General features: G+C 39.6%; 9 protein-coding genes. 1 reads left to right on the top strand and 8 read right to left on the bottom strand.

Going from position 1 to position 11717, the window contains the following annotated elements; all coding sequences use genetic code 11:
• On the top strand, nt 1-821 hold an 821-nt coding region (locus ABRT01_RS14880), incomplete at its 5' end, for an RNA-guided endonuclease InsQ/TnpB family protein (RefSeq protein WP_367748252.1).
• 329 nt (nt 822-1150) lie between these two features.
• Here ABRT01_RS14880 and ggt read toward each other — a convergent pair.
• From ggt to ABRT01_RS14840, 8 genes are all read right to left on the bottom strand, one after another.
• Complete coding sequence (ggt, locus tag ABRT01_RS14875) at nt 1151-3190, bottom strand: gamma-glutamyltransferase (protein ID WP_367748249.1); 2040 nt, start codon at nt 3188-3190, stop codon at nt 1151-1153.
• 714 nt (nt 3191-3904) lie between these two features.
• Complete coding sequence (locus tag ABRT01_RS14870; RefSeq protein ID WP_367748246.1) at nt 3905-4576, bottom strand: aspartate/glutamate racemase family protein; 672 nt, start codon at nt 4574-4576, stop codon at nt 3905-3907.
• 1 nt (nt 4577) lies between these two features.
• On the bottom strand, nt 4578-5930 hold the full coding sequence (locus ABRT01_RS14865) for a TRAP transporter large permease subunit (protein ID WP_367748240.1): 1353 nt from the start codon (nt 5928-5930) through the stop codon (nt 4578-4580).
• A 464-nt stretch (nt 5931-6394) separates the two neighbouring features.
• Nucleotides 6395-6799: a hypothetical protein gene (locus tag ABRT01_RS14860; protein WP_367748238.1), complete on the bottom strand. Its 405-nt coding sequence runs from the start codon at nt 6797-6799 to the stop codon at nt 6395-6397.
• A gap of 181 nt (nt 6800-6980) precedes the next feature.
• Nucleotides 6981-7844 carry a hypothetical protein gene (locus ABRT01_RS14855; protein ID WP_367748235.1) on the bottom strand — a complete coding sequence of 288 codons (864 nt, stop codon included), beginning with the start codon at nt 7842-7844 and terminating at the stop codon, nt 6981-6983.
• A 350-nt stretch (nt 7845-8194) separates the two neighbouring features.
• Nucleotides 8195-8884: a copper homeostasis protein CutC gene (locus ABRT01_RS14850; RefSeq protein WP_367748232.1), complete on the bottom strand. Its 690-nt coding sequence runs from the start codon at nt 8882-8884 to the stop codon at nt 8195-8197.
• Between the two features lie 363 nt (nt 8885-9247).
• Entirely contained in the window at nt 9248-9844 is a 597-nt protein-coding gene (locus ABRT01_RS14845; protein WP_367748229.1) for a ribonuclease H1 domain-containing protein, read from the bottom strand.
• Nucleotides 9845-10178: 334 nt separating this feature from the next.
• Complete coding sequence (locus tag ABRT01_RS14840; protein WP_269410215.1) at nt 10179-11666, bottom strand: peptide MFS transporter; 1488 nt, start codon at nt 11664-11666, stop codon at nt 10179-10181.
• Nucleotides 11667-11717: the final 51 nt, after the last annotated feature.

Here is an 11717-nt window from a genome sequence, read left to right as displayed (position 1 = left end):
TCAAAACCCTTCGCATTACAAAGGATCTGGATTCGTATTATGCCATTTTTACAATAGAAGATGCCAAGGAAATCACCAAAATAGAGGAACAATCGTTTATTGTATTTGATCCCAACCATAAGAATTTGGCGGTAGGATTAGGCAGTGATGGAAAATCATATGAATTGAAATCGATGAATGCACTGTTGAAGTATTGGGATAAACGAATCGATGAAATCAAATCAAAACGGGACAAATGTGAAAAGTTTAATAAGCTGGTATGCACCCCAAAGGTTACGTATTTTGAGACAAGCAAACGTTGGAAAAGACTTAATCATGCTTTGGAAAAGGCGCAATTAAAACGTCGAGAACAAATGAAGACGTTGTTATTTAGCTATGCGCATTATTTTTCCAAGCGTTACGATGCCATTTACATTGGTGACTATACACCAACTCCCGATGTACCGAAATACGGGTCAATGAGAAGAGCCATGTTAAATCAAACACCAGTTGGACAGTTTCGCCGTATATTAAACTGGGTGCAAGCAAAAAGTGGCAAGCATTATCAAAAGATTGATGAACGGGATACAACCAAAACCTGTTGTGTCTGTGGTCATCACGAGAAAAAGGATCCATCCATTCGCAGCTTTACATGTGTAAACTGCGGTACCATGCTTTCGAGAGATATCAACAGTGCAGTTAATATCGGAAAGAAAGCCAAAAAGCGATTGCCTCGCGCAGGCTACATAGGTGTGGAATCCCCTATGTATACAGTGTGGTGGGATTTTAAACAGGCAAAGATTGCTTGTGGTTTGACCCCATCTGCTGGCCTCGGGAAGTAAATCCGAGGGGTGAAACAAACATTCTTCTTGGTAACAGAGAAGAGGTCTTTGATTAATTTTAGGCTTAATTTCGGTTAGGTTTAAATAAACAAAGGAGTGCGGTAATGGTCCCAATCTATCTGGGTAAAGAAAAAATAGATTGTAATGAGGTGCTGACCCACATCCCGCATTTCAAAGTTGGGAAATCCACCGTAAAATTTAAAAACGGGATAGAAACATTAACTGCTTCCATCCCGTTTAAACTTATTCTTTATCGATACATTTACTTCCTATGAAATACATTTATTACTGATCTTTTTATTCCAACCAAGTTCGTCTGTTTCATACATTCAACTTTCCTCCCAATCCTCCAGCAAAGAATCGGCATTTGATTTCAATACCTCATAAGCCTGATCAGAAATTAGTTTTTGTCGTTTTTGTCGTTCCATGAGTTGCTTCAATCCTCGCATATGTTTCACAGCCTTGTCCGTTTTTCCCGTATCTTTGTAATGGGCAACAGCTGTCAAATGAGTTTTTAGTAATCTGGCTGCATCAGCATCTTTGATATCATTAAATCGCGCATACTGATCTACCAGTTCTTTCATATAAGGAAGGCTTGGTGACGACAAACCAATTGCCATGCCCTCCCTGGTGGAATCAGCAGCACCAACATATACTCCTTTTTCGTCATCAAACATCGTGCTATTGACATTTCCGATTTCCTTTGGTTTTGTTTCCCAAGTATGCCCCATCTGTTCAAGCTGACCTCTTACGTTGTCCGGAACACCATTCTCCCAGCGGATGGTCGGATAGCTGCTGCTAAAGATGCGTGGCTCTTCAATCGCATCTTTCAAATCCATATTGTAACCAATGGTATTTACAATGGTTTGCATGACTGAGGCGATAATGGTTGTCCCACCTGGTGATCCTACCGTCATGAATGGCTTGTTATCCTTTAAAATAATCGTTGGCGTCATGCTGCTTAACGGCCGTTTATTTGGCTGAACCTCGTTTGCTCCACCAGGAATCGCATCAAAATCAGTTAATTCGTTATTTAACATGACACCATAGCCCGGCACCATAATCCCTGATCCAAATAACTGCTCATTAGTCGTGGTATAAGAAACAAGGTTCCCCCATTTGTCAGCAACAGTGAAATGCGTGGTTTCCCCATTTATTTTATCATCGATTTGCTCAACGACTTGCCCTGGATCGCCTTTCTGAAAATCCCATGGGTCACCGGGCTGAACGTCTTGATTTGCATGGTCAGGGTCAATTAAATCAACACGTTGCTTTATATAGTCTGGATGAAGTAATCCATCTTTTGGAACATCGATATATTCCGGATCACCCATGTAAGCCCCACGGTCAGCATAAGCAAGATGCAATGCTTCGGTCATCAAATGATATTTTTCCGGAGAACGCACATCATGTTGCGTGAGATCCATCTTTTCAAACATCTTGAGCAACTGTAACATAGTTAATCCACCAGAACTCGGCGGAGGCATCGATGCTATATCGTACCCCTGGTAATCTCCCCAAGCAGGCGCATCTTCGGTCACATTGTAACGCTTTAGATCAGCGGTAGCCATACTGCCGTCAAAATCCTGAACAACATCAGCAAGCGCTAAACTAATTTCGCCATCATAGAATACGTCTGTACCTTGATCGGCAATGAGTTTAAATGTTTTCGCGAGATCTTTCTGGACAAGAAGATCACCTTCCTTTAGTGGCTCTCCGTTTGGAAGAAACACATCTTTGGCAGCAGTCCGCGATAGTTTCTCTGTGTTTCCTGCAATCGCATCGGCCAGAACCCAATTGACTTCTACTCCATCCTCAGCCATGTTGATTGCAGGCTGAATCAGTTCATCCATTGGCATCGTTCCCCATTTGAACAGTGCAGTTTCCAGTCCTTTCAATGTTCCAGGCACTCCAACCGATCGCCCGCTTTCCACCCGATCCGGAAACGGCATGACCGTACCATCACTTGTCATAAACATATCCGGTGTTGCACCAGCTGGGGCACGCTCTCTGCTATTGATAACAGATATATCTTCTGTTTTTGCATCGTAGTACATCATAAATCCGCCGCCACCAATTCCAGACATCATCGGCTCCACAACATTCAGTGCATATTGAATTGCAACAGCCGCATCTACTGCATTGCCGCCACGTCTTAGTACATCAGCTCCAACCTTTGAGGCTAACGGATGTGCGGTGACAACCATCCCTTGGTCGCCTTCAGCCAATTGCTCCGCTTTTATCCCAGGGTTTTCCGGTTCATGTTCAGTATCATTTGCGTACACGGTTCCGCCTTGTACAATTAAACTAGAAAAGAGAAGTAATAATCCCATGAAAATGGATAACAGCTTTTTGTTGCGATGTATCATGTTTTATCCCTCCATACTGTTTGGTATAACCTTTAAAAACGTACAGTTGATTAAGTTCTTACATCTTTCTTCTTACACTTACGCAAAATCTTCCGTTACCAGTTCCTATTTCATTCCCTCCTTCTTGTTCCTTTCACCATGGATTGACTGTAGGTTCAGGACGAGCAAGCTCAAACCGCTAAAAAAGTCGTCTACTAATCTTAAGTGGACATGCGTGAGAGTTGATTGATTCGGTTTGATCATATGCATGTGAATGGCGATCGAATCCGACTTTAAGTTGATCGTATATCCATGAAAGTCGATCTTATGCACATAAAAATGGATTGAACCAAGCGTAAAGCCTATTGCACGCAAGGAAATGAAAGCATTATACAAGTCTGCGTTTAAGTCTTCACATCTTCCATCACCTGTATCAATCCATAGATTCAGTAAATTCACTATATTATAATTGATTCCCATGAAAAATATTGTCATTTCCTGTAGTTTTAATTTGAATTCTGTGAATTGATAAATATGTACTAGACACAATAAGCGAAAAATGCAGGTATTTAGTTGATGACATTAAAAATAGTAAGAATAAAGTCATATAGAGAGGCCACAAACTAGGAATTATCGAAAATCTAAAGGGAGAAGGAGCAAACGGAAGAGGACTGTCCCCATCCTGCGACAGCTTACCTTCCACTCTTTTTTAAAAAAATGCTTTACCACAGCCAACTAATCCAACGCCCCCACCACGTAATTGCTTAACGTTACAATATCAAATACCGGCAGATCTGTTACTTCTTTTATAAAACGTTTATACGGAGGCATATTCGTACATTCCAAAACAATGGCTTTTACATCTGGATGATTGTCTAACAGTCTGGTAACGGCTTGCTTCATCTCGACCGAGACCTTCTTCATATCCAAAGCATGTGTCTCATCAACAATGGCTGTTGTGAAAGCTGGCATGTCATCCATTCCCTCGATGGCAACAGGTGTCTGATGTGCCATTACACCTTGCAAATGGTTTACTGTCAGACTTTTTCTCCTTGCTGTAAGTACACCAACTTTTCCGCCTGATAACATATGTACGAGGGGAATTTGCATTAAACTGGAAGAATAAAACGGGGCGTGCAATTGACTTTGGATTTCCTGCTGAAAAAGGGCAAGGAAGCCACAACTGGTTGTAATTGCCTTTACCCCTTTATTCTGTAAATGCATTGCCGATTGAATGAACGATCCAATTAATATGGAATCACTCATTTTCACAGCCCGTTTTACTGTCGCTTTTTCCACCATCTGGTATGCCACAGGATACGGAAATGTTTCTGGGTTTCCAATATCACCCTTTGGTCGGTAAAAACTTGTATCAAGCATCAAAATCCCTAATTTTTTCATATTCATGTTAGATGAACCACACCACCAATCCGATAGCTAAAAAGTATAATGAGTTTGGCAGCGCAAGCATCATTACCTTTACGGGATCTACCTGTTTATTTAGTATCCCACCAATTAGCCCGCAGACAACAAATGCTGTTAACCCTACCGGTGGCATATTTTGACCTGCTGCAGCAATATGGGAAGCACCTAAAGCAATCAAATCGGGATCTACATTCATGTTTTCAAGAATTGGGGCAAGAAAGGTAACGATCACGGATTGGGAAGTTGTCTGAGATCCGGTGAGCATGCCGACAACCACCATCGAGAGTGCTCCTCCTAATTTCACCATGGAAGAAGCCAATCCCTCGGTCATTAGGGCAACCTTGTCAATCAACCCTGATGCATAAAAGACCCCGACCATAATTCCTGCACACAGCTGAATCTGTACGGTTCGATTGACTTTTACTAATCCATTTTTGAATATTGCTTTTGTATCTTTGCGAACAGATGGAAATAAGAAGCTGACCAAAAAGGCAATGATGATCGCACTTACAACTTCAAATGTCACTCCTTGTAAAATTTTAATCTCTTGTAAAGGTTCCACAACAAAAGTTAAAACGGCAAATTCCGTGAAAATATTATAATCAAACAGTGTGTTAGCCAGGATGATTGCAATGAGAACAAATAGTGGAATCAGCGTCTTCCATCTTTCCTTTAAAATTCGCACAACAGATTTTTCTGGAATTAATTCTTGGGGCATTTTCTTTCCGCGGACAAAACGGAGCGATTCCAGAATAGCAAATATGCCGCCGAAGGTAACGGTTATGTATGCAAGTTTTATAACAGGGCCAGGATCAATACCGACCAGTGAGGCCGATAAAAAAACACCTTGCGTAATCGGAGGCATAATAGAGCCGATGGAAGCACCAAGTAAAATAATCATGCCAATTTGTTCCGGCTTTAATTTTAATTCGGTTAGTGAATGGATAACGAGAAATCCAATGACGGTAGCAGCTGCGATTGCATCCCCAAGTAAAGACCCAGCCAGAATTAACGTAATAAATATTGCGACAATCAATCCCTTTGGCGAATTTCCAAAAGCAGAACGAAGCGTATTCAAAGTGGTATCAATGGTGCCTAATTTAGCCTGGGATTCAGCATACAAACTTCCAAACACGGACAGCATAATAATCCAGGACAAGCGATCAATCCCGTCGATAAATGCGAGAAGTGTTTCAGCTGGATGCAACCCGGAAATAACCGCGGATGAAATGGCAGCTGCAATAAGAGCGACTCTAATATCACCACCAATCTTAGGTATTTGCTTAACCAAGGCAATTATAAACAATAATGCTAATGGTACGATAATTTCTAGCATGCCTACCACCTTCTTATTTCATTTAACTTCGAAACAGCTTGTAAATGAACGCAATAGTTTGAGTCGTGGGTTTAACGGGTTATCTACTAAACTGAAAATAAGACACAGAATTTTAATCTTAATCTTATTAATTATAGGAAAAATTAATGACTTGTTCAATTAAAATAATTTAGTGCACTCTACCGGCGCATAAAATATATAGGCAAGGTATGGTCATTTTGCCTCAAAGACAGCAACGTAACCAAAGGCAAACTTTTATATAACATGATTGACAGTTAAGCTAAACAGCTAATATTACCCAACGTCCATTTTGTTCACTTATCTCAATGACGTAAAAATACTCTGGGATACATTTTAATTATGAAAAAAAGAATGCCTCTCCCACTTAGGAGCTGGCATCCTTTTTTAGCACTGTATAATTACATCTTTATTCTCTTTCGACAAAATTTGTGGTACAAAAACTTCTACCCTCTATCTTCATCCAATGATTTCTTTAACAATTTAAATCGCTCATCTAACATTTTATGGGGGTTAATATTTTTTACTGAAGCGGCTTTCGTTGAAAAACTAGCAAAATTTAACCCTGCCCCAAATATTTGCAGGGCACCATCAGCAAGGTTACCTTTTTTTAATTCTTCAATACCGTCCTCCAAAAAATTATTACTTTCGTCTAGATGGCAATCTGCAATATATTTTTTCCCTTCATGAAATAATTGAAGGTTTTCTAATATTTGATTCGCCGTTTTTTCTGATATATCTGCATCAACATCGATAAGCATTTCATTAATCGGTTTTACTAACTTGCCGTACAAACTATCATATTCTTGGCAGTAGGAATTTATTTTTTCTCTCAATTCTTTTGCATGCATTGATATTAAGCTCCTTTTTCGATTTTAATTCCTCTCTATTTTGCTCTTTTTCTTATATCTTATCAATAATATCGCTTGGCAAACCGAAATGATGCCCTTCTATATTGCCTCACTGAAGATTGTTTCTTTGGTCGCTTCAAAAATAGCTAACCAATCTTTTGTGTACACAAAAAAATTTCTCTTACAACTCGATCAAAATTCCTGTTTTATCATCCATCCTTTTAAATCTTGGGTATGTAACACAATGCGGATCATCGTTCTCTCGCTTCTCCACCTCCGTTACCAATTGATCCAAACCATTAGAAAATGCTAGATGAGCTGTTTTCATCCACGCATCTCGTTCATCCAGCTTCTGCGGCAAGAGCAAACCATCGCTTACCAACAACATCTTTGAAACCCTATTTAATGAAATCCTTCCCCTTTCCAAGAAATCCAGTACCTCCTCACTGCCGTCTATAACACTATATCCGCCATATGTATTTGCTTTACCGCGATTCTCCTTTAAAATTGGCTTCACTGTTTCCGACAAATCACTTAGACTCAATTGGCGGTTTGTATCTTTTTCTCGCTCTTCAACAAGCTTATGTATTGCTATATTGTCCAAATCCTGCAGCAAATCATGCGTAACCATCCTTATTGTACCTGTTTCATATTGAAGAAAAAGCATACAATCCGCAGCATGAACATATTCCAAAAATGAATCATCGGGAGCTATTTTTATGGCAGCAAGGGCAGTAGAACTCCTTTTGACCTTTGGAATTTGCAAAAAATTAGTCACACCTGATTGTTTTATGTTTGCTTCATAATAATTCATGGTTTCCTTTTGGATCCTATCATTTGCTAATGTAATATAAGTAAAAAGAGATTGATCACCTGTTGCCTTATTTAATTCCTCTTTTACAGCATAAGATGCAATATATCCTGGTACACCATATAGCCCTGTTGCACCATCAATCGCAGCGTAAATCCCCGCTTTTTCATTCATGAGACAGGCATCTTCGTTTATTTCTTTACTCCCCTTTTTGTAAACACTGCTTACATGCAAGCAAAACAGCTCCTTCATGTGCATTTTTGTATTGACTTCATCCTTTAAACATTAAACAAACAAAACAAATTTCCGGCAAAGCTGAATGCGCGTGTTTTGTTTAGCTGTTCCAGAAGATTAGATGATCTTCACCTTATTTCATGGTGTATGGGGACGTTTGGAAGTCCGATACCAATCTTATCGTCTGTTTTGTATGTTTTGCTGTCAGTTGTATTAAATGAGTCATCTATCGGTTATTGTCCCTTTTAATGGACTTGGATTCATTAAATATTCGAAAATTTCACCATGTTCCCTTTTTAACTTTTTAATCAGAAAATGTATGGTAATACTCCATTTTTGTATTCACCCGTTCACAATAATGCATTACGAATCATACCCACAGCCTTTTCATCTATTCCATTCTCAAAAGTCTGATCCACCCTTACAGCCTTGCCAAAATGGTATTGATCAGCACCTACATCCCAATGAATTTCCTGTATATTTTCAGGAGACAACCCTGATCCAGGCATTATTTTTGGGCCATTTAATTTGTTTGCCATTTCTACCAGGTTTCGCAGATTTATTTTTCCTTCCAAACAATTGCTTTTCCCCCCTGATGTTAAAATTCGTTTGACGTTCTGATGATATTTCGCTAATGTTTGATAAGCTTCAATTTGCGATGGAACCTCATCAAATGCCCGGTGAAATGTAATATCCACTTGCGGAAATGAAGAAATGACAGATTCCAGTATCGGTTCATTGATTGTCCTATCCTCATTCAATGCGCCAATGACAATCCCTGCTGCACCAGCATCCAGTGCCATATGTATATCTTCCCGGATAATTTCCATTTCACGATCGGTGTAAAAATAATGGTAACTGTGCGGCCGAATCATCACCTGAACAGGTATGGAAACCATTTTTAACACTTGTTTGATTGTCCCGTAACTTGGCGTTAATCCACCCTCCTGAATAGCCGATACCAACTCAATACGGCTTGCTCCAAATTTTTCTGCCTTGCTTGCTTCATATCCATTCTGTGCTATCATTTCAATGATCATGTTAAGCAGTAACCTCCACAATGTATTGTTTTTGCCAGCTTTTGTTTAGATGACTTTCTTTTAATATTAACAGGACATTGAAATTCAGTCTCTATTTTGTCCCTACGAATAGGTACGTCGGCTCATAGTTAATAACTATAACTATAATCATGCCCTTTTTTGCGGGTCTTGCCTGAAACCTATTGTCAAAATGGCATTAAAAACTTTTCTTGTCCATATATGACATTTTTCCCCAAGTAAAGGCTGGTCAATTAATTTGCTGGAAATTCCATAAAAAAACGATACAACAACATGCGCGTCCATTGTCATATCGCCTATTTTTAAATACTGAAGAACCTTGGTAATCTTTACTACACAATTCATTCAGGCAAAGGCATCTTTCGCCAGCTCATCAGCTAAATCATTATATTTATCACCAGAATGACCTTTTACCTTAACAAAATAAATATCTACATCCTTTTTTACATCATCATAATATCGCTTATAAGCAATGGTTCCCTCTTTTTTGGCCTGCCATTCCCCTGTGCACCATTTAGCAATGCCTTCATAATCATGATAAATTGCTAGACTCTTCGCTCCGTTTTCAACAGCAAAAGCCATGGCCTTTTCTGCTCCTTTTAATTCGCCGGCAACATTTCGCATTGCTGCCAATTCCGGATCATTAAATTTTGCGGAAAAGCGATGTTGCTGTCCCTGAAAAAACACGACAGCACCATAAGAAAATTCAGAGGTTGCCTTATTGAAGCTACCATCAACATATGCCACAACTTCTGATTCGGAAGCTGCGTCTTTTGTTTCTTCACCATTGGATCCCTGTAAGTAACTTTCCGCATCTGTTTTACTGGTAAAACTTTTATACACAGCCCCTGAATACCCAAGCACGTTGCATTTACATTCATCCCAACTCGTAAATATACCAGTTTTTTTACCTTTTTTTACAGCATAATATTTTTTTGCCATCGTATCATCGCACCATTTCTTGTATATTGTATATTAAGTTAAGAGAAGATCTCACACGTAAGCAATTTCGTTGGTTTAATCTTTATTGTTTTTTCTATCAAAGGTTATTCTTCAAGGTTTCCAAGCAGTCACTAAACAATTTGATTTCTCTTTCATCTTAACAATATGATATTCCACAAATCAGCCAAAGTCAAGAACATTTGTTTGTATTCATTTTAAGAAAAGGGAGACTCCAGGAACCACTTGACATATAGGCTACAGTGGGTCTTTTGAGTGAATTCCTCCATTAAAAAACTGCTAGCACTTTACTACTAGCAGTTTTTCCAGCACCGCGTTAATCAATCCCGCGCATTAGCTGATGAATTTTTCCCGATGTAATAAATAGCAGTAAACCAAGAAGAACAGAAATTCCGCCGATCACACCAAAGTATAAAACTTCCGTGTCAAACGAATATAGCCGAACAATCTGTGCATTAATGGCTTGTGCTGAAGCATTAGATAAGAACCATAGACTCATCGTTTGTGCAGAAAATGCTGCCGGTGCAAGCTTGGTGGTTGCTGATAAACCAACTGGTGATAAACATAATTCCCCTATAACAACCAGGAAGAAGCTGAGTACCAACCATAATGGACTAACAAGTGTATCCGTTCCATTCATTAAAGCAGGGATAATCATCACGATAAATGAAAGACCTGCAAAAACTAACCCAATCGAAAATTTCGTCGGAGTCGATGGTTGCCGATTCCCGAGTTTAAGCCAAAGCCATGCGAAAACTGGTGCGAAAATAACGATAAATAGTGGATCCAATGATTGAAACCAGGATGATTGAATTTCCAACCCGGCGAAATGAAGCTGTGTTCGCTGATCTGCGTAACGAGCCAGAATGATCGATCCTTGTTCCTGAATTGCCCAAAACATGATGGCTGCAATAAACATCGGAATATAAGCCAGCAATCGGGAACGCTCCACTTTTGTTGTCTTCGGGCTTCGATACATGACAATAAAATAGATAGTTGGAATAACAATACCGCAAATACTAACAAGCATGGTAAACCGGTCGATTGTTAAAAGCCCTGTATAAATGGAAATGGCACCCAAAATAATCACAATAAGCGCAGCAATACCAATTCGACCAAATACAAGTTTACGCTCAGCTGCTGTTAGCGGGTTGGGCACATTCGTCCCAGCCGGTCCCAAATATTTTCCCTTGGTAAAGATGAACATGATCAAACCAATAAACATTCCAATGGCTGCCAGGCTAAACCCAAGGTGAAAATTATATTCCTGTCCAACAGTTCCGACAATTAACGGCGCAATAAGTGCACCCATATTGATTCCCATATAGAATATACTAAAACCAGAATCACGGCGATAGTCTTCTTTACTGTACAAATCACCAACAATATTGGAAACATTCGGTTTAAGCAGTCCTGTCCCAATGACAATCAAGGCCATAGATACGAACAATCCTGTTATGCTTCCCGGAAAAGAAAGAACAATATGACCGAACATGATCAGGATACCGCCATAGAAAGTGGTACGAGCACTTCCCAGCAATCGGTCGGCAATCCAGCCGCCGATAATTCCGGACATATACACGAGAGAACCGTAAACGGCCATAATCGATGCAGCCGTTCCATGATCCATCCCCAGGCCGCCTTTTGAGATTTCATAGTACATATAAAATAATAAAATCGCGCGCATACCATAATAAGAGAAACGCTCCCAAAATTCAGTGAAAAAAAGCGTAGACAACCCCTTCGGATGTCCAAAGAAACCTTTCTGCGGGATATCTTGAATATTTTGATTATTAGACGACATAGCATAACCTCCTTGTATAACAAGTCCATTATACTATTGATTATTCAGTTA

The sequence above is a fragment of the Lentibacillus sp. L22 genome (assembly GCF_040812445.1).
GTDB lineage: Bacteria > Bacillota > Bacilli > Bacillales > Amphibacillaceae > Lentibacillus_C > Lentibacillus_C daqui.
Note: the sequence above shows the minus strand (reverse complement) of the source record. Positions and strands in the feature narration are given on the sequence as shown.